At 66.8% G+C, this 17,054-nt stretch carries 20 protein-coding genes, 1 tRNA gene and 1 riboswitch; of the genes, 6 read left to right on the forward strand and 15 right to left on the reverse strand.

Annotation, left to right across the window (positions count from 1 at the left end):
* Nucleotides 1-30: 30 nt before the first annotated feature.
* Nucleotides 31-954: an RNA polymerase factor sigma-32 gene (locus ACEQZY_RS08185; RefSeq protein WP_341702530.1), complete on the reverse strand. Its 924-nt coding sequence runs from the start codon at nt 952-954 to the stop codon at nt 31-33.
* Nucleotides 955-1,119: 165 nt separating this feature from the next.
* Here ACEQZY_RS08185 and ACEQZY_RS08190 point away from each other — a divergent pair, with 165 nt between their 5' ends.
* The 3 genes from ACEQZY_RS08190 to ACEQZY_RS08200 all read left to right on the forward strand — a co-directional run bounded on the left by ACEQZY_RS08190 (nt 1,120) and on the right by ACEQZY_RS08200 (nt 3,899).
* Entirely contained in the window at nt 1,120-1,728 is a 609-nt protein-coding gene (locus ACEQZY_RS08190) for a MarR family transcriptional regulator (protein WP_341702531.1), read from the forward strand.
* A gap of 117 nt (nt 1,729-1,845) precedes the next feature.
* Complete coding sequence (locus tag ACEQZY_RS08195; protein ID WP_341702532.1) at nt 1,846-2,691, forward strand: MoxR family ATPase; 846 nt, start codon at nt 1,846-1,848, stop codon at nt 2,689-2,691.
* 20 nt (nt 2,692-2,711) lie between these two features.
* A complete protein-coding gene (locus tag ACEQZY_RS08200) occupies nt 2,712-3,899 on the forward strand; it encodes a VWA domain-containing protein (protein WP_341702533.1) in 1,188 nt (395 codons plus the stop codon).
* A 5-nt stretch (nt 3,900-3,904) separates the two neighbouring features.
* Here ACEQZY_RS08200 and ACEQZY_RS08205 read toward each other — a convergent pair whose 3' ends face one another.
* The 12 genes from ACEQZY_RS08205 to ACEQZY_RS08260 form a co-directional block, all read right to left on the reverse strand.
* Complete coding sequence (locus tag ACEQZY_RS08205) at nt 3,905-4,477, reverse strand: hypothetical protein (protein ID WP_341702534.1); 573 nt, start codon at nt 4,475-4,477, stop codon at nt 3,905-3,907.
* Nucleotides 4,470-5,027 (reverse strand): hypothetical protein, encoded by a 558-nt coding sequence (locus ACEQZY_RS08210; RefSeq protein WP_341702535.1) that lies wholly within the window; start codon nt 5,025-5,027, stop codon nt 4,470-4,472. The genes ACEQZY_RS08205 and ACEQZY_RS08210 overlap by 8 nt, the downstream gene beginning before the upstream one ends.
* A 93-nt stretch (nt 5,028-5,120) precedes the next feature.
* A complete protein-coding gene (locus ACEQZY_RS08215) occupies nt 5,121-5,669 on the reverse strand; it encodes a hypothetical protein (RefSeq protein ID WP_341702536.1) in 549 nt (182 codons plus the stop codon).
* A 2-nt stretch (nt 5,670-5,671) separates the two neighbouring features.
* On the reverse strand, nt 5,672-6,229 hold the full coding sequence (locus tag ACEQZY_RS08220) for a hypothetical protein (RefSeq protein WP_341702537.1): 558 nt from the start codon (nt 6,227-6,229) through the stop codon (nt 5,672-5,674).
* A 127-nt stretch (nt 6,230-6,356) separates the two neighbouring features.
* Entirely contained in the window at nt 6,357-6,842 is a 486-nt protein-coding gene (gene rpsI, locus ACEQZY_RS08225) for a 30S ribosomal protein S9 (protein ID WP_341702538.1), read from the reverse strand.
* Nucleotides 6,843-6,844: 2 nt separating this feature from the next.
* Nucleotides 6,845-7,312 (reverse strand): 50S ribosomal protein L13, encoded by a 468-nt coding sequence (gene rplM, locus ACEQZY_RS08230; protein WP_341702539.1) that lies wholly within the window; start codon nt 7,310-7,312, stop codon nt 6,845-6,847.
* Nucleotides 7,313-7,846: 534 nt separating this feature from the next.
* Nucleotides 7,847-8,530: an energy-coupling factor ABC transporter permease gene (locus ACEQZY_RS08235; protein WP_370153518.1), complete on the reverse strand. Its 684-nt coding sequence runs from the start codon at nt 8,528-8,530 to the stop codon at nt 7,847-7,849.
* Between the two features lie 58 nt (nt 8,531-8,588).
* Nucleotides 8,589-8,818, reverse strand: a riboswitch (cobalamin riboswitch).
* A gap of 59 nt (nt 8,819-8,877) precedes the next feature.
* Nucleotides 8,878-9,675 carry a hypothetical protein gene (locus ACEQZY_RS08240; RefSeq protein ID WP_341702541.1) on the reverse strand — a complete coding sequence of 266 codons (798 nt, stop codon included), beginning with the start codon at nt 9,673-9,675 and terminating at the stop codon, nt 8,878-8,880.
* A 154-nt stretch (nt 9,676-9,829) separates the two neighbouring features.
* Nucleotides 9,830-11,410: a sodium:solute symporter gene (locus tag ACEQZY_RS08245; protein WP_341702542.1), complete on the reverse strand. Its 1,581-nt coding sequence runs from the start codon at nt 11,408-11,410 to the stop codon at nt 9,830-9,832.
* 63 nt (nt 11,411-11,473) lie between these two features.
* Nucleotides 11,474-13,087 (reverse strand): glucosylglycerol-phosphate synthase, encoded by a 1,614-nt coding sequence (gene ggpS / locus ACEQZY_RS08250; RefSeq protein ID WP_341702543.1) that lies wholly within the window; start codon nt 13,085-13,087, stop codon nt 11,474-11,476.
* Nucleotides 13,084-13,869 (reverse strand): HAD family hydrolase, encoded by a 786-nt coding sequence (locus tag ACEQZY_RS08255; protein ID WP_341702544.1) that lies wholly within the window; start codon nt 13,867-13,869, stop codon nt 13,084-13,086. Before ACEQZY_RS08255 ends, ggpS begins: the two co-directional genes overlap by 4 nt.
* A 519-nt stretch (nt 13,870-14,388) precedes the next feature.
* The gene (locus ACEQZY_RS08260; RefSeq protein WP_341705034.1) at nt 14,389-14,808 is read right to left on the reverse strand and encodes a PaaI family thioesterase; all 420 of its coding nucleotides are present in this window, start codon (nt 14,806-14,808) and stop codon (nt 14,389-14,391) included.
* Nucleotides 14,809-14,939: 131 nt separating this feature from the next.
* Between ACEQZY_RS08260 and ACEQZY_RS08265 the strand changes: the two genes are divergently transcribed.
* Nucleotides 14,940-15,014, forward strand: a tRNA-Asn gene (locus tag ACEQZY_RS08265).
* A gap of 82 nt (nt 15,015-15,096) precedes the next feature.
* Here the strand turns inward: ACEQZY_RS08265 and ACEQZY_RS08270 are convergent.
* On the reverse strand, nt 15,097-15,321 hold the full coding sequence (locus ACEQZY_RS08270; RefSeq protein ID WP_341705033.1) for a DUF2798 domain-containing protein: 225 nt from the start codon (nt 15,319-15,321) through the stop codon (nt 15,097-15,099).
* Between the two features lie 43 nt (nt 15,322-15,364).
* Complete coding sequence (locus tag ACEQZY_RS08275) at nt 15,365-15,850, reverse strand: DUF2938 domain-containing protein (RefSeq protein WP_370153521.1); 486 nt, start codon at nt 15,848-15,850, stop codon at nt 15,365-15,367.
* Nucleotides 15,851-15,918: 68 nt separating this feature from the next.
* Here ACEQZY_RS08275 and ACEQZY_RS08280 point away from each other — a divergent pair, with 68 nt between their 5' ends.
* Together ACEQZY_RS08280 and ACEQZY_RS08285 are read left to right on the forward strand one after the other, a co-directional pair.
* The gene (locus ACEQZY_RS08280; RefSeq protein WP_370153523.1) at nt 15,919-16,362 is read left to right on the forward strand and encodes a helix-turn-helix domain-containing protein; all 444 of its coding nucleotides are present in this window, start codon (nt 15,919-15,921) and stop codon (nt 16,360-16,362) included.
* Between the two features lie 59 nt (nt 16,363-16,421).
* Nucleotides 16,422-17,048, forward strand: a complete 627-nt coding sequence (locus tag ACEQZY_RS08285; protein ID WP_370153525.1) for a LysE family translocator — start codon at nt 16,422-16,424, stop codon at nt 17,046-17,048.
* Nucleotides 17,049-17,054: the final 6 nt, after the last annotated feature.

Raw genomic sequence — 17,054 nt, forward strand, 5'->3', positions numbered from 1 at the left:
GAGGGCGGGACAGGCGCGGCAGGCCCCGGCTCAGGCCGGCGCCGCGGCCCCGAAATCCCCCAGCTGGCCGGCCAGTTTCTCGCCGGCCTGCCGCGAACGGCGCAGCACGCGCTCCTGCAGCTTGCGGAAGGCCTTGGTCTCGATCTGGCGCACCCGCTCCTTGGTCACGCCGAGCCGGCCGCCCAGTTCCTCCAGCGTCACCTTGTCATCGCCCAGCATCCGCTCGGTGATGATCAGCTGCTCGCGCGGACTGAGTTCCTTCAGCGATTCGGTCAGCCATTCCCTGCGCAGGCCGCCATCCATCTTGTCGGTGACGATCTCCTCCGGATTCGGGCCTGGATCGGGCAGGAAATCCTGGAAAGCGTCGCCGCCCTCCTCGCCGCCGACCTGCTCGTTCAGCGAATGGTCGCGGGCGCCGAGACGCTGGGCCATTGCCGTCACATCGGCCGGGGAAACCTTCAGCGCGGTGGCGATGTCGTCGCGGGTGGCGTCGTCCAGCCGGGCGCTGCCGCCGGCCCGCTCCATCTTGGCGCGCAGCCAGCGCAGGTTGAAGAACAAGGCCTTCTGGCCGGCCGACGTGCCGGAGCGCACGATCGACCAGTTGCGCAGTACATATTCCTGCATCGACGAGCGGATCCACCAGGCGGCATAGGTCGAGAACCGCACGCCGCGTTCCGGGTCGAAGCGGTTGACCGCCAGCATCAGGCCGATATTGCCCTCCTGGATCAGGTCGGGCAACGGCAGGCCGTAATTGCGGAACCGGGTGGCGGTGGCCACCACCAGCCGCAGATAGGCCGAAACCAGCTTCTGCATGGCCTTGTGGTCGCCATCGTTGCGCCAGGCGCGGGCGAGGCCGAGTTCCTCTTCCTCGCTCAGCAGCGCCTTGCTCATCACGGTGGAAAGATAGCGCCGGTCGGCGCCGTCCAGGGTCCGGGGAGAACGTTCGAGGGTCATCTTTTTAATCCCTCCATCGACTTTTGCCCGGTGCTGCACTACCTTCGGGGACTGGGACGGCAGCCGGGCGGGGCTGGTCAGATAGTATCGGCTCGATACGACCTCAGCTTATGCCCGCAGCCGGAGTCCGCTCAAGCGGTAATTTCGACTCGAAACAAAACTGTGATGTCGGTCACGCACTCAGCCACACCCACTGCAGAAAGTGAAAAAGCCATTCTGGCCCAACGGGTTATTATCCTGCTGGACCGGCTGTCGCGGCTGACCCGCGAGCTGCAGTTCGCCGACGGGCTGAACCCGGCCCAGTGGGAGGCCCTGCGGTATATCGCCCAGGCCAACAGGTATTCCCGCTCGCCGACTGCCCTCGCCGAGTATCTCGGGGCCACCAAGGGCACCGTGTCCCAGACCCTGATCGCCCTCGAAGGCAAGGGCCTGATCACCCGCTGCAAGAAAACCTGCGACCGCCGCCAGGTCGATCTGTGCCTGACCGAGGCCGGCGAGGCCCTGCTGGCCGCCAAGGACCCGATGCAGACCCTGGAGCGGGCCGCCAGCGAGATGGCCGAGGAGCTCGGCCCGCAGATGGTCAAGGGCCTGACCCGGCTGCTGCACGATCTGCAGAACCGCCACCAGGTGGTCGAGTTCGGCGTGTGCAAGGACTGCTCGCTGTTCTGCGTCAACGACGTCGCCCGGGCAGACGGACAGTGCGGTGCCACCGGCGAGCTGATCACGACGGTCGAGAAGGACAAGATCTGCGTCAACTACAAGACGGCCGGCTGATCCGCCTGCCCTGCCGGCAGCATTGACGCAACGTCACGGCTTGCGCGCCTGCGCCGCGGGACCTAGCCTGCCCGGTGAATCAAACCTCTCCGCAAAAAGAGACTTGGGAAACGTCGCATGAAGTTCACCGGCACCGATTCGTATGTCGCCACCACCGACCTCAAGGTCGCGGTCAACGCCGCCATCACGCTGGAGCGGCCGCTGCTGGTGAAAGGCGAACCCGGCACCGGCAAGACCGTGCTGGCTATCGAGATCGCCAAGGCGCTGAATGCGCCGCTGCTGACCTGGCATGTGAAATCCACCACCAAGGCGCAGCAGGGCCTGTACGAATACGATGCCGTCTCGCGCCTGCGCGACAGCCAGCTCGGCGACGAGCGGGTGAAGGACATCCGCAACTACATCAAGCAGGGCAAACTGTGGGAGGCCTTCACGGCGCCGCAGCGGCCGGTGCTGCTGATCGACGAGATCGACAAGGCCGACATCGAATTCCCGAACGACCTGCTGCTCGAACTCGACCGCATGGAATTCTTCGTCTACGAGACCGGCGAGACGGTGAAGGCCGCCGTGCGCCCGATCCTGATCATCACCTCGAATAACGAGAAGGAGCTGCCGGACGCCTTCCTGCGCCGCTGCTTCTTCCATTACATCCGCTTTCCCGACCGCGAGACCATGGAACAGATCGTCGAGGTGCATTACCCCGGCGTGCAGCGCAACCTGGTGCGCGATGCGCTCAATGTCTTCTACGACATCCGCGAGACGCCCGGCCTGAAGAAGAAGCCGTCCACCTCCGAACTGCTCGACTGGCTGAAGCTGCTGATGGCGGAAGACCTGCCGGCCGATGCGCTGCGCAGCAAGGACCAGGGCAAGCTGATCCCGCCGCTGGCCGGTGCACTGCTGAAGAACGAGCAGGACGTGCATCTGTTCGAACGGCTGGCCTTCATTGCCCGCCGGGAGCGGAACTGAGCTGACGGCGGGGTGACGGCATGTTCATCACCTTCTTCCTCGAACTGCGCAAGGCCAGGGTGCCCGCGAGCCTGCGGGAATACCTGACCCTGATCGAGGCCATGGACCGGGGCGTCGCCGAGTACCGCGTCGAGGATTTCTACTATCTGGCCCGCACCGCCCTGGTGAAGGACGAACGCAACCTCGACAAGTTCGACCGCGTATTCGGCCAGTGTTTCAACGGCCTGCAGTTTGTCGGCGCTGCCGGCGAGGAAACGGTGGCGGAAATCCCCGAGGAATGGCTGCGCAAGCTGGCCGAAAAGGTCCTCACCGAAGAGGAAAAGGCCCAGATCGAGGCGCTCGGCGGCTGGGACAAGCTGATGGAGACGCTGAAGCAGCGCCTTGAGGAGCAGAAGGAACGCCACCAGGGCGGCAGCAAGTGGATCGGCACCGCCGGCACCTCCCCCTTCGGCGCCTATGGCTATAATCCCGAAGGCGTGCGCATCGGCCAGGACAAGTCGCGCAACCGGCGCGCCGTGAAGGTGTGGGACAAGCGCGAATACAAGAATCTCGACGACAGCGTCGAACTCGGCACCCGCAACATCAAGGTGGCGATGCGCCGTCTGCGCAAATTCGCCCGCGAGGGCGCCGATCTCGAACTCGACCTGCCCGATACCATAAAATCGACCGCCGCCAATGCCGGCTGGCTCGACATCCGCATGGTGCCCGAGCGCCATAACAAGGTGAAGGTGCTGCTGCTGTTCGATATCGGCGGCTCGATGGACGACCACATCCGGGTGACGGAAGAACTGTTCTCGGCCGCCCGCGCCGAATTCAAGCACATGGAATTCTTCTACTTCCACAACTGCGTCTACGAGAAGCTGTGGAAGGACAACCGCCGCCGGCATGCCGACTTCACGCCGACCCACGAGATGCTGCGCACCTACCAGCATGACTACAAGCTGGTCTTCGTCGGCGATGCCACCATGAGCCCCTACGAGATCGTGCAGCCCGGCGGCAGCGTCGAGCACTGGAACGAGGAGGCCGGCGCGGTGTGGATGCAGCGCCTGCTGGATACCTATCCGAAAGCGATCTGGCTCAACCCGGTGCAGGAAAAATACTGGGACTACACGCCATCGGTCGGCGTGATCCGCCAGCTGATGGGCAACCGCATGTTCCCGCTGACCATCGAGGGGCTGGAACGCGGCATGAAGGAACTGAACCGCTAGCGGGTTCAGCCTGCCGCGGCCGGCAGCTCGTCCTCTTCCGCCTCGCGGCTGCGCGCGGGCTCGACGGTGAAGCCTTCGCGGGCCGGAAAGCGCGCCTGCATGGCATCCACCGCATATTCCATGTTGGCTGCCGGGATGTCGTAGAGGCGGCCCTCGATCCAGCGATAGGCCGGATGGCTGAGCGCCCCGGCCTCGCCGCCCAGATCCGGATTGCGCACCACCACCCGCCAGGTCCGGTAGCGGCGGTCGACCACGTCCACCGGCGTCGACACATAACCGACCGGCAGGTCGGTATCCTTCTGCCGGGCCTGGACGGATTCGATGTCCTTCTCCACGCCCTGCAGCTGACGTTTCAGGTCGTCGATGTCGCCGCGCCCGTTGCGGATCACCGCCTCGGCCTCGGCCACCTGCTGTTCCAGCCCCAGGCGCAGGTTGACCAGATCCCCGGCATGCTGGCCGATCCGCGTCCAGGCGGCATGGCTGCGCTCGCCCAGCAGGATGATGATCATGATGGCGATGCCGAGATTGGCCGCCAGTGCCAGATAGCTGACGACCTGTGCAACCGAGACGTCAGGCATCGGTCAGCCTCAGCTTGCCGTCGAAGCGGCGGATCACCATGATCTCCGACAATGCGCCGAACACCTTCTTGGCGCGCAGCCGGGCGATCTCCTCGTTGTCGATGCCCCAGATCACCAGCCGTGCGGCCCGGCGGCCCGGAAAGGCCGAAACGGACGAGGCCGGACCGCTGAACATCTCGTGCATCTCGGGGCCGATCGCCTTGACATACCAGCCCGACTGGCGCGGCTTCGGCAGGCCGATCTCGTAACAGACCATGTTGCGCGGATCGCTGAACTGCACCTCGCGGGCCATCAGCTGGCCATAGACGCCCTGGCGTTCCTTCAGCTTCAGCTCCAGGCCGGCCTTTTCTTCCTTCAGGGTTTCGTATTCCCCGCGGATATCGCCCATGCGCTGGCGCACCGCCTCGGCCTCGCCGGTCAGGCGGTCGATCTCGAAGCGGCCATGGGCGAATCTCTGCACGGCCCGTTCCAGGCTGTTCGCGCCGAGCGAAACAACGAAGAACATCACCAGCGACGGCAGCAATGCCGTGACGATATCGCCGATAGTCATGACCCCTGCCTGCAAGGAACGGCTGCGGATCACTTTCCGGGAAAGCCGGGGGCAAATCAACAGGGATTGCCGGGCCGCGGCCGGCCCCGGGCGTCAGCCCTCGGCCTTCGGCGCCTGCCCGACGATCGATCCGACCGCCACGATGACAAATCCGCGATGCCGCGGCAGCAGGCGGTCCATGGTCGAACGCGCCTCGGACTGGCTGAGCGCGCCGACGATATAGGGACGGCCTGCATCCCACAGGGCCGAGGGATGGTCGGGCGGGCTGCCTTCGGCCAGCGCCGGGTTGCGGGCCATGAAGCGCCAGGTCGGGCCATACATGTCGCCGCTGGCAACCGGCACCGTGGTGTAGCGGAACGCCACCTCCTTGCCGTCGAGGTCGCGTTTCAGGCCGCCGACCTCGCGATCCAGATCGGCGATCTGGGCGGTGCGGGCGGCGATGGTGTCGTTCTGCTCGCCGATGCTCTGCAGCAGCTGGTCGGCCCGCCAGCCCAGATCCTTCAGCTGCTGGCGGCGCATGGCGGCCTCGGCCTCGGCGCGGTTCCAGCCGGCGCGGGCACGGTCGACCCCGATCACCGCCATCAGGCCGACCAGGGCGATGGTCACGCCGCCGGTGATGATGGCCACCAGGTCGCCTTCCATCCTCAGACCTCCAGCCAGAACAGCCGGCCGGCAAAGGGCCGCATGGTCAGCATCCGGGCATTCTCGCCGGCCCAGTTGGTGGCGAAATTCTGGGCTTCCGCCGGCCCCAGCCCCCAGACGACGATCCGCGCCTGGCGTCGGCCGCTGAGCGAGGTCGCCACCGAGGCCAGGCCGGCAAACGGCATCTCCTTGGCCGGCCCCTCGAACTTGAAATAGAAGCCCTGGCTGGCCGCGGTCGGATAGCCGGCCTCGGCGACGAAATTGGCGGCGGCATCGCCCATCGTCTTTTCCTGGGCCAGCAGGCCGGCGCGTTCGCGCTGCAGGTCGGCGATGCGGTCATCCAGGCGGGACAGCTCGGCCCGCAGATCGGCCAGCTGGCGGCCGCGTTCGGCATGCAGGCGCGCGATCTCGGCCACCGCGCGGCTGCGCTCGGCGGCCGAGCCCTCCTCGTCGCTGTACAGCCGGTAGACCGCCTGTTCGATCTGCGGCGCGAAAGCCCCCACGGCCAGCAGCAGCAGCAGGGCGGGAATCAGCAGGGTGAAGGCATCGCCAATGGTCATGACCGGCCGCAGTCTGGAGCGGGGATGGTTGATAGCCGGTTACCGCCGCCGGGCGGCAGACCGGCCGGCAAAAAAGAAGGGCCGGGGAATTCCCCGGCCCTCCTGCCATGCGGACGGATGGCTGCGATCAGCGCTTCGAGAACTGGAAGCTGCGGCGGGCCTTCGGCTTGCCGTACTTCTTGCGCTCGACCACGCGCGGGTCGCGGGTCAGGAAGCCCTGGGCCTTCAGGGCCGGCCGCAGGGCCGGCTCGAAATAGGTCAGGGCCTTGGAGATGCCGTGGCGCAGCGCGCCCGCCTGGCCCGACAGGCCGCCGCCGGACACGGTGGCGAAGATGTCGAACTGGCCCGAGCGGTTGGTGACCACGAAGGGCTGCTGCAGCAGCATGCGCAGAACGGGGCGGGCAAAGTAGTCGTTGCTCTCCTTGCCGTTCACCACGAACTTGCCGGAACCCGGCTTGATCCAGACGCGGGCGACCGCGTCCTTGCGCTTGCCGGTCGCATAGGCGCGGCCGAACTTGTCGAGCTTGGGCTGGGCCGGAGCGGCCGGCGCGGCGGCGACGGCGGCGGTCGCGTTCGCCAGGCTCAGATCGGCGAGGGTACGGGACTCAGCCATGTTCAGTCGTTCCTCTTGTTCTTCGGATTGAGCGCGGCGACATCCAGCTTCACCGGCTGCTGTGCCTCATGCGGATGCTCGGCACCCTTGTAGACCTTCAGCTTGGTCAGCTGCCGGCGGGCCAGCGGGCTCTCCTTCGGCAGCATGCGCTCGACGGCCTTCATGATGACGCGCTCGGGGAAGCGGCCGGCCAGGCCCTCGCCGATGGTGCGGCCCTTGATGCCGCCCGGATGGCCGGTATGCCAGTAGAACACCTTCTGCTGGTCCTTGCGGCCGGTCACCCGCACCTTCTCGGCGTTGATGACGATGACGTTGTCGCCGGTATCGGCGTTCGGCGTGAAAATCGCCTTGTGCTTGCCGCGCAGACGCATGGCGATGAGCGACGCGAGCCGCCCCAGCACCAGACCGTCAGCGTCGATCAGCACCCACTTCTTGTCCACTTCGGACTCTTTGGCGTTGTAGGTCTTCATCGGACTTCCTGGACTTGCGTAGAAACCCGCCGGACAGCCGGCGGGCGGATCGGCGCGCATCATGGCGATTTTGCCGCCCCTGTCAAACGGGATGTGTGCTGTTTTTCAGATATTTATGCTGCGGTATTATGATACCAAGAATACTTTCAAGACAAATCAATGCCTTATCCGGTATTGTGGCCGGCCGGAAAACCGGAAATCCCTGCCCGCCCCGTCACTTGGCGACGCCCGGACGGATTCTGCCGCCGCTGACCGCTGTGGACCGCTGGCGACCGTTGCGGACCGCTGGTGACCGCTGCGGACCGTTACGGACCGCTGGTGACCGCTGGTGACCGCTGGTGACCGTTTCTGACCGCTGGCGACCAGCCGTGACCGCTGGCGCTTATTTCCACGCCCGGGCGATTTGCCGGCCGGCCCGCACCCGCGTCATTTCCGGCGCCGGATACCCGGAACAATATAGGTACGGCCGCCCCGAAGAAAAGCCCCGGCGGTTGCCCGCCGGGGCCCTGTCTTTACCGTGTGTCCGCCAGCCGGTCAGGCGGCGGCGTGGTGCAGGCGGCCGTAGAACAGCGGCCCGGTGCGGAAGCGCGCCAGCGCCTTGGCGCCGGCCAGCACCGCCAGGTCGGCCAGCGGCTCGATGATGACCACCAGCATGTAGGCGCCGCCGAAGGCGGTCACCTGCGCGAGGTTCTCGGCACCGAAGCCCTGGCCGTAGAAGGCCCAGAAGGCCACCCAGGCGACCACCCCGCCCTGGTAGGCGGTCGACAGCGCCAGCGCCTGCCGGTAGGTCACGTCCACATAGGGGGTGTTGGCCGGCACGATCCGCTTCGCCAGCAGGCTGACCGCCCACAGCGGCACCAGCAGCGTCGTGACGTTGATGCCGTATTGCGGCAGGTCGAAGGGCGCGAAGAACAGGCCCTGCAGCAGCAGGCCGGCGGCCAGGCCGATGGCGGCCGGACCCGCGCCGAACATCAGGTACAGCGTCGAGCCGAGGATGAAATGCACCTCGGATACGCCGACCGGGTAATGCGGGAAGATCTCGAAGAAGCTGAAGACCATGGCCGTGGCGATGGCGCCGCGCAGGGCCAGTGCCGCCACGCCGCCGTCATCGCGGATGGTGCGCAGGCAGAGCCGGCCGGCAATGCCGAAGGATGCTGCCGCGGTGGCATAGCTGAGGATCATCTTGGCACCGTCGACGACGCCGGGTTCGATATGCATGGTCCGCTCCTGTCCGCACCCACCGTGCGGGATGGTTGTCGTCTGGCACGGGCGAAGGGCGCGCGCCGGTGGCGATGGCAGGTCTCCTGGCTCGCGGTTCGCCGCTCCACCCGCCCTTCCCGGCCCGGCACCGGACCAGTGGTTTGCGGATGTCGCTCGCCGCTCACAGTTGCGGGGGCAGCCACGGCTTCGGTCCGCAGATCGGGCCTCACCGTATTCCCGTTTCACCGCTGCCCAGACCGGATATCCCGAGTCGGGGACGGCGGAACCATCAGGGCGGAATCTGCTGCAAAAGCCGCGCCGCCGCAAGGGGCTGCCAGCAGGCCAGCATTCTGCCGGCGCGCAGCTTACGGGCGGACCGGTTTCACGCCATGCCCCTTGCCGGCGGAGCCGTTGCAGTATGCGCAGAGCGGAACCAGATTGATCACGCTGTTCACGCAGACCGATTTCAGGGCACCCACCTGATTGGCCACCGCGGCCACGGTGAGAAAAATGCTGCCTTCATCGCTCAGCGTGTAGCGCAGGACCGAGGATGCCGTCGAATGGGTGAACGTCCCCGACGGGCTGCCCTTGGGCGGAATGAATGCGTAAACGCCGGATTGCAATTGCCCCGCTTTCGGCCCACCGGCAACGCCGACGGTGTAGCCGCAGGCACGGAGAGCCTTCAGCACCGCCATGCCCGATCCGCCCGATTGCGGGTGATGATGATCGATCTGCACGAGCCGCGTCGGCATCACCAGGCCGCAATTATGGCAGGGATAGGCTTCCTCGGTGTTGGTCGTGGCGGAAGCAGCGGGTGTAATATACGGAATGCTGGCAGTGCCACCGGGACAGCGGTACATGGCCTGCCAGTTCGGGTCGCTGAGAACCTGTCGGTAGCTTGATCTGGCCAGGTCGTTCAGCCGTTTCACCAGAGCGTTGATGTCTTTGCACTGCATCTTGGCTTTGACGATTTTGCCCTGAACCATCTCGACCCTGTCGGGTTTCGGGTAGGGGGCACCGCTCACCTTGACGACCCGGATTTTCAGGCTGGGATGAATCGTGACGTCCCCGGTGGCCGGGTTAATCGTTCGCAAGCCCGGCTGAGAATCCTTTTTCAGCATATTGCTTGTCACATAGGTAAAGCTGCCAATATTCAGGGCCATTTCCCCTCCCCCGCCTGGCCATCATGCGGGCCTGGCGGGAGAAACAGTACCTACCTCCGGGAATATGTGAACCGCAAATCCACAATCCTAAATATGTATTCACCGCGCGCTGCGGGGCGGGCGGCAGCGCAGTCAGCCGGGCCTGCGGGACAGGTCAGCGGAACACCCAGACGATGATGGCGGTGGCCACCACGATGGCCCCGCCGATCACCCGGTAATTCAGCAGCCACGGCGTGCCGGCGGCCACCGCCGTGTCGCCGCGCTGCCACAGGGTGGTGGCGAGCCGGTCGGCCGGCGGCGGCGCGGTGGCGAGGCTGACGGCGATGCCGACCATGGCACAGGCCAGGGTGGTCAGGCCGGCCACCACCGAGAAATGCGGCAGCGGATCGGCGATGCCGGCCGCCGCCATCCCGCTGCGCGCCACCAGCAGCCCAAGGCCCAGCGCATGGCCGAAGACCATGGTGGCAAGCGCGCCGGCCGCGTTCATGCGCCGCCAGAAGATGCCGAGCAGGAACACCGCCACCATCGGCGGCACCGCATACGAGAAGACCTGCTGGATGTAGTTGAACAGGCCGGGAAAATCGCGGATCACCAGCGGCCAGAAGGCGGCGATGACGATGAAGCCGCCGGTGACGGTGCGGCCGATGCGCACGGTCTTCTGCGCCGACCAGCCCTGCCGGTCGGCACCGGCGAAATCGTACATCACCAGCGTCGCGGCCGAGTTGAGCGTCGAATCGATGGTCGACATGATCGCCGCCAGCAGGCCGCAGAGCACCAGCCCGGTCAGCCCGACCGGCAGGAAGCGGCGCACCAGTTCGGGGAAGACCTGGTCGCCATTCTCCAGCCCCGGCAGCAGGCTGATGGCGATGGCGCCCGGGATCGCCATGATGAACAGCGGCAGCAGCTTCAGCGCCGCCGCCAGCATGGCGCCCCAGCGCGCATGGTCGACCGAGCGGGCGCCCAGCGCGCGCTGCATGATGTACTGGTTGGTGCCCCAGTAATAGAAGCCGAGGATCGGCAGGCCGATCAGCACACCGGTCCATGGCAGGGCCGGATCGTCGGCCGGGCGGATCAGCGACAGGTGATCGGCCGGCACCGCGGCCAGCGCCGCCGTCCACGAGAAATCGAACTGCGCAAAAACCTCCCAGGTGATCGCGGTGCAGCCGACAATCAGCACGATGGCCTGCAACACGTCGGTATAGACCACGCCGCGCAGGCCGCCGGCCGCCGTGTAGATGCCGGCGAACAGCGCCAGCCCGATACAGGCCGGCAGGAAGGGGATTCCCGGCACGAAGACCTGCAGCACCAGAACGCCGGCATAGACGCTGCCGGCGGTGTCGACGAAGATCGACAGGAAGATGGTCAGTGCCGAAACATAGAGCCGCGTGGTGCGGCCGAAGCGGCGGCCGAGATATTCGGGGATCGTCGTCAGCCGGTTGCGCAGGAAGACCGGGATGGTGAACAAAGCCATGAACACCAGGATCAGCGCCGCCCACAATTCGTAATGGGCCACGGAAATGCCGCTGCTGTAGGCGGCACCGGCCACGCCGATCAGCGTGGTGGACGAGATGTTGGACGCGAACAGCGACAGGCCGATGGCGATGAAGCCGAGGCTGCGGCCGGCGAGGAAGAGTTCATCGCCGGATGTCGCCTTGCGCGACACCATGAAGCCGATGACGAGGACGGCAATCAGATAGAGTCCGACCACCGCCCAGTCGAGCGTCTGTAATGCCATGTCTTTTTACCCCCGGACGTTTCCTCGGTTCTTCGGCTGCCCGGCCCGTGGCCGGGCAGTCCGTCAGGCGGCGCGCGGTGCGTCGCCCGGCTTGCCGGCCGGTTTCTTGTCGGTCCCGGACTTGTCGGTCTTTAGCGGCGCGACCTTGCCCCCATTGCTGTCTCTCTTGGCGCCCAGCCCGGCGAAACGTTCCTGCACATGGTGCGCCCAATGATTGACGTCCCAGCGGTTGACCCGCCGGCGCATCGATTCCATGCGGCTCTCCCGCTCCTCGCGACTCATGTCCAGCGCCACGTCGATGGCAGCGTCCATGCTGGCGGCCGAATAGGGATTGGTGCTGACCGCTTCCGGAAACTCGACCGAGGCGCCGGTGAATTCCGACAGGATCAGGGCACCGGGCTCGCCATTCTGCGCGGCGACGAATTCCTTGGCCACCAGGTTGAGGCCATCGCGCAGCGGCGTGATCCAGCACACATCGGCGGCACTGTAATAGCAGAGCAGCTCGTCGAACGGCACCGGCCGGGTCGACAGCAGGATCGGCGTCCAGCTCAGGTTGCCATAGCGGCCGTTGATGGCACCGACCAGCCGCTCGATTTCGCGCTGCGCCGCGCGATAGACCGTCATGCCGTCCGCCGCCGCCACGGCGACGCAGAACAGCTGCACCTTGCCGCGCAGCTCGGGCCGCCGCGCCAGCAGGCGGTCGAATGCCTCCAGCATCTGCTTGGTGCCCTTGGTGTAGTCGACGCGGCCGACCGACAACAGCAGGCGACGCTCGCCGATCTGGTTCTTGATGTCGGCAACCCGGCCACCGGCCTCGAAGGTGGAGAGATGCTTGTTGATCACCTCAGGATTGGTGCCGATCGGCCAGGCGTCGATCTCGACGCGGCGGCCATCGATGGTCAGCTCGGTGGTGACCTCGGGCTCCGACAGGGCGGCGCCGGTCGGGTTGAACGGCCCTTCCACGTCGCGCCGGGTCAGCCGCTTGGCGCCGGCCAGCGAGCAGGCCAGGCTGGCGAAATTCTCGGCGTAACGCGGGATGTGGAAGCCGACGATGTCGCATTTCAGCAGGCTGTCGAGGATCTCCTTGCGCCACGGTACCACATTGAAGACATCCGGCGCCGGGAATGGCGTGTGGTGGAAAAAGGCGATCCGCGCATTCGGCTTCATGCGGCGCACATAATGCGGCACCAGCCACAGATTGTAGTCATGCACCCAGATGAAGGCGTCGTCGGTCGCCTGCTCGCAGGCCGCTTCCGCAAACAGCCGGTTCACTTCACAGAACGTGTCCCAGTCGACCGCGTCGTAATTGAACAGCCACGGAAAGGAATGGAGAATCGGCCAGAAGGCCTCCTTCGAGGTGACGTGGTAGAAGGACTTGACCTGCTCGGCGGTCAGCGGCAGGCGCACGACGTCGTAGGACCCGTAAGAATCCTCGATATGGATACGGCGCTGGAACATCGCCTTGCCGGGCGCCGGGCTCTGCTTCCACGCCACCCAGCAGGCGTCCTTCGCGGTCGAGAAGAAGCCCTTCAGGGCCGGCACCACGCCGTTCGGGCTCTTGTTCTCGCGGTAGATCGTCTTGCCACCCTCCGTCACCTCCTCGTAGGGCTGGCGGTGATAGACGATGACAAAGGAATTCTTCCTGTCTTTGGCGTCGGTCTGCGTTGCTTCGGTCATGCCGTGGTCTCCTTCAAGATCGTCTGGGTCGTTGCGCTCCTGCGCAGAGGGTTGAGATCGAAATGGTCGAGGGCTTCGAGGATGCCGCCGGCACCATGCGCCGTGGCGCGGTAGGTTCCGGGATGCGCATCCAGCGCCGCCAGCAGGGGCGCCTCGGCATTGCCCACCGCCACGCCGTTCAGGCCGGTGGCGAACATCGAGAGGTCGTTCAGCGTGTCGCCGGCCACCAGCACGCGGCTGTCGGGCACCCCCATCTGCCGCAGCACGCGGCGCAGCGTGGTGCCCTTGTTCACCCCGCGCGGCAGCACGTCGAAGAACAGGCCGGCCGAGGTGACGGCGTCATAGCCGGCATCGGCGATCTCGGCGGCGGCGGCATCGGCGGCGGCCTGATCGTCGTAGAAATAGGACAGCCGCCGGCCGCCGAAAACCTCCTGCAGGCGCAGCGCCGGATGGCGGGCCATGATCGCCGCGGCCGCGTCGGTGCCCGGCCAGCGGCTGTCGATCCAGGCTTCCAGTTCGGCATGGCGCTGCCAGTCGGGCCCGACCACCACGCTGGTGCCGACATCGCCGATGATCAGGTCCGGCACCGGCATGGCGCCGCCCAGACCCCAGTCGCCATCGGCCGGCAGGCCGGAAGCAAAGGGAATGTCGCGGCCGGTGACGAAGGCGAGCGTCACCTGCGGCCGGTGGGCCGCAAGCAGGTCGTAGAGCCGGCGGCGCTGCTGCTCGCTGCCGCCCAGGAAAGTGCCATCGAGATCGACGGCCAGAAAAAGATCAGTCACCGGGCTTCACCTGCCTTCCGAATGTGACCCTCCGATACAGGGCGCCGGGCGAGGCCGGCGCAGGCCAATATAGGCCGCCGGACGGTGCCGGCGCGGGCACGGCGCCGGGCGCCGCGCAACAAGGGGGAATACTCACCCGGCATGTAAAACCGGGCGATTCTGAAATCCATCGTGCAGGGCGCACGATCATTGGAAAGTTATTGCACTGCAATCTATCAGATAACTGAGTAAAATCAAGCAAAAAATGCCAGAAAAGACAGGCATTTAATCTTTATATGTACTTCCGGCGGGTTATTTTAATGAAGACGTGGCTATTATTGATTTCGCCAATACTGAATATTTCCGGACAAGAAGAACGCGGCGGATGAATATTTGCCGCCGACAGGTTCTGTCGGCCGGCGGGGTCGCCGCCGCCGCGGCCCGGCAGCCCTGCCTGCCGCAGCGCACCCTGCCCCGGCCGCGGCCCGGCAGGGCCGGTTCAGCGGCCCGGTCCGGCAGGACCGCTTCAGCGGGGCCGGTTCAGCGGGCGGGCGGAATCGCGTAGGTCAGCACGGCATGGGCGACCGGGCCGGCCGCCTGCCCGGCGGAATGCAGGCCGATCTCGCAGATGGCCAGCGTCTTGCCCAGTTTCAGCATGGTCGCCTCGGCGATCAGGTCCGACAGGTCGGGCTTGCGCAGGAAGTTGATGTTCAGGTTCGTCGTCACCGCCAGCGCCACCGGGCCGATCTGGCCGAGAATGAGGAGATAGGCGGCGCAGTCGGCCATCGCCATCATGGTGGGACCGGAAACGGTGCCGCCGGGCCGCAGATGCGCCTCGCCGACCGGCATCGCCATGCGCAGGCAGCGGCCGTCCCAGGATTCGATGCGGTAGCGCATCGGCCGCATCTGCGGGAATTCGCGGTCGAGAAACGCCTCCAGCTCGGCCTTGTCCATTTTCATCCGGCGGCCCTCCCCCATTCCGCTTAGCATCGGAAAAGGCAGGAGAAAAGCGCGGCCACGCGAGGGGCGAAATTTTTGAACACGGGGCTTGCACCCGCGGGCGGCTGTGAGTACGTTGCGCGCCGCACTGGTCCCAGGTAGCTCAGTGGTAGAGCAGGCGGCTGTTAACCGCCCGGTCGGGGGTTCGAATCCCTCCCTGGGAGCCATCTTTCCCGACAATCCGACACGCAAAATCATCGCCGCAGGCTCTGCCGGCGGTGCATCGCTGCGCCCGCCGGCAGGGGCCGCTCAGGCCCGCACCATGCCCTGCACGATGCGGCGCGCCACCGGCGCCACCACCAGCACCACCGGGAAGGCGACCGCCCAGGAAGGCAGCCAGGCGGCAAGCCACAGGCCGCCGAAATCCTCGACCGGGCCGGCGGTGCGGAAGGTGGCGATGCCGGAGACCAGCAGCGACATCAGGGCGGAGAGCACGAAGCCGAAGGCAACGGGCACGAAGCGTGGGGAGATCATCAGGGGTTCCTTTCCTGTCTGCATTGACTGGCGATGGGAGGCATCACAGGGCCGCGGCCAGCCGCGCGGCGATGTAGAGTCCGGTGCCGAACACCAGATGGGTGACCAGGCTGCGCGCCCGCGCCATGGCCGGATCCGGCGTGCGCGACGCGGCAAAGCCCATGCCGAAGGCCGGCTGCATCACCAGCATGGGCAAAGCCACGGTGACCAGGCCGGTCAGCAGCGCCGGCAGCGGACCGGGATCGCGCAGCCAGCCTTCGCCCGCCGCCGCAACCAGCCCGGCGGCGAAGACGATGCCGATGGCGTAATGGGCCGCCCAGCCCAGCGCCGCCTCGCCCGCCACCGGCGCAGTGCGGCCGATGGGGTCGTGGCGGAACCGCCCCCGCGGCAGATGGCCCAGCCAGCGGCCGAGCAGCCGGTAATCCAGCCCGGCCACGCCATAGACATGGCGCAGCAGCAGGCCCCAGATATCCATCACCAGCGTCGCCCCGGCACCGACCAGCACGACGCGCAGCATCATTTCCGACATGGCTTTCTCCTCTTGTCCCGGCCGTGAATGACGCTACCCTACAAATTCAAGTTCACTTGAGGTCAAGGATGAAAGCGCTCGATATCGCCGAAGTGGCGCAGCGGTCCGGCCTGCCGGCCTCGACCCTGCGTTTCTACGAGGAAAAGGGCCTGATCGCCCCGATCGGCCGGCGCGGCCTGCGGCGGCTGTACCATCCCGGCATCCTCGAGCGGCTGTCGCTGATCGCGCTCGGCCGCACCGCCGGCTTCAGCCTCGACGAGATCGCCGGCATGTTCGCCGCCGACGGCCTGCCGCAGATCCGCCGCGGGCAGCTGGCCGAGAAGGCTGACGAGCTCGACCGCAGCATCCGCCGCATGACGGCCCTGCGCGACGGCCTGCGCCATGCCGCGCGCTGCCCGGCGCCGAACCACATGGAATGCCCGACCTTCCGCCGCCTGGTCCGCGCCGCCGGGCTGCGCACGGCGCGCAGCAGGCCGGCAGGCGGGAAAGCGACACGCCGCCGCAGCCGCTGAGATTGTCACGATACATCTTTGCGCTTGCCGGCCGCGCAGCGCCGGTCAAGGCTGCCGTCATGACCGACGCGATCCACCTGCCCCTCATCCTGCTCGCCGCCCTGCTCGCCACATCGAGCCCCGGCCCCGCCACCCTGGCGATTGCCGGCACCGCGATGAAATCCGGCCGCCGCCCCGCCCTCGCGCTCGCCGCCGGGGTCACCACCGGCTCGCTGGTCTGGTCGGTGGCCGCCGCCTTCGGACTCGGCGCGGTGATGCTGGCCAATGCCTGGCTGTTCGAGCTGCTGCGCTGGTTCGGCGCCGGCTACCTGCTCTTCCTCGCGCTGAAATCGGCGCGGTCGGCCCTGGCCTCGGGCATGTCCGAACTGCGCGGCATCGCGCAGGCCTCGCTGCGGCGGGCGTATCTGACCGGCCTCGGCCTGCACCTGACCAACCCGAAGGCGATCCTGTTCTTCGGCGCGCTGTATGCGGTCGGCCTGCCGGCCGGCACCGCGCCGGCCGGTCTCGCCACCGTGATCGCCGCCATCGGCCTGCAGAGCACGGCCGTCTTCCACGGCTATGCGCTGCTGTTCTCGAGCCCGCCGCTGGCCAGGGGCTATGCCCGCCTGCGCCGCTGGTTCGAGGGCGCCTTCGCGCTCGGCTTCGGCTATGCCGGCGTGAAAATCCTCACCGCCCGGCTGCAGTAACGCGGC

The sequence above is a fragment of the Ferrovibrio sp. genome (assembly GCF_964218355.1).
Lineage (GTDB): Bacteria > Pseudomonadota > Alphaproteobacteria > Ferrovibrionales > Ferrovibrionaceae > Ferrovibrio.

Excerpts from the sequence above, each read along its gene's own strand:
- ACEQZY_RS08185 (WP_341702530.1), bottom strand. The coding sequence starts at position 954 with ATGACCCTCGAACGTTCTCCCCGGACCCTGGACGGCGCCGACCGGCGC.
- ACEQZY_RS08190 (WP_341702531.1), top strand. The coding sequence starts at position 1,120 with ATGTCGGTCACGCACTCAGCCACACCCACTGCAGAAAGTGAAAAAGCC.
- ACEQZY_RS08195 (WP_341702532.1), top strand. The coding sequence starts at position 1,846 with ATGAAGTTCACCGGCACCGATTCGTATGTCGCCACCACCGACCTCAAG.
- ACEQZY_RS08200 (WP_341702533.1), top strand. The coding sequence starts at position 2,712 with ATGTTCATCACCTTCTTCCTCGAACTGCGCAAGGCCAGGGTGCCCGCG.
- ACEQZY_RS08205 (WP_341702534.1), bottom strand. The coding sequence starts at position 4,477 with ATGCCTGACGTCTCGGTTGCACAGGTCGTCAGCTATCTGGCACTGGCG.
- ACEQZY_RS08210 (WP_341702535.1), bottom strand. The coding sequence starts at position 5,027 with ATGACTATCGGCGATATCGTCACGGCATTGCTGCCGTCGCTGGTGATG.
- ACEQZY_RS08215 (WP_341702536.1), bottom strand. The coding sequence starts at position 5,669 with ATGGAAGGCGACCTGGTGGCCATCATCACCGGCGGCGTGACCATCGCC.
- ACEQZY_RS08220 (WP_341702537.1), bottom strand. The coding sequence starts at position 6,229 with ATGACCATTGGCGATGCCTTCACCCTGCTGATTCCCGCCCTGCTGCTG.
- rpsI (WP_341702538.1), bottom strand. The coding sequence starts at position 6,842 with ATGGCTGAGTCCCGTACCCTCGCCGATCTGAGCCTGGCGAACGCGACC.
- rplM (WP_341702539.1), bottom strand. The coding sequence starts at position 7,312 with ATGAAGACCTACAACGCCAAAGAGTCCGAAGTGGACAAGAAGTGGGTG.
- ACEQZY_RS08235 (WP_370153518.1), bottom strand. The coding sequence starts at position 8,530 with ATGCATATCGAACCCGGCGTCGTCGACGGTGCCAAGATGATCCTCAGC.
- ACEQZY_RS08240 (WP_341702541.1), bottom strand. The coding sequence starts at position 9,675 with ATGGCCCTGAATATTGGCAGCTTTACCTATGTGACAAGCAATATGCTG.
- ACEQZY_RS08245 (WP_341702542.1), bottom strand. The coding sequence starts at position 11,410 with ATGGCATTACAGACGCTCGACTGGGCGGTGGTCGGACTCTATCTGATT.
- ggpS (WP_341702543.1), bottom strand. The coding sequence starts at position 13,087 with ATGACCGAAGCAACGCAGACCGACGCCAAAGACAGGAAGAATTCCTTT.
- ACEQZY_RS08260 (WP_341705034.1), bottom strand. The coding sequence starts at position 14,808 with ATGAAAATGGACAAGGCCGAGCTGGAGGCGTTTCTCGACCGCGAATTC.
- ACEQZY_RS08270 (WP_341705033.1), bottom strand. The coding sequence starts at position 15,321 with ATGATCTCCCCACGCTTCGTGCCCGTTGCCTTCGGCTTCGTGCTCTCC.
- ACEQZY_RS08275 (WP_370153521.1), bottom strand. The coding sequence starts at position 15,850 with ATGTCGGAAATGATGCTGCGCGTCGTGCTGGTCGGTGCCGGGGCGACG.
- ACEQZY_RS08280 (WP_370153523.1), top strand. The coding sequence starts at position 15,919 with ATGAAAGCGCTCGATATCGCCGAAGTGGCGCAGCGGTCCGGCCTGCCG.
- ACEQZY_RS08285 (WP_370153525.1), top strand. The coding sequence starts at position 16,422 with ATGACCGACGCGATCCACCTGCCCCTCATCCTGCTCGCCGCCCTGCTC.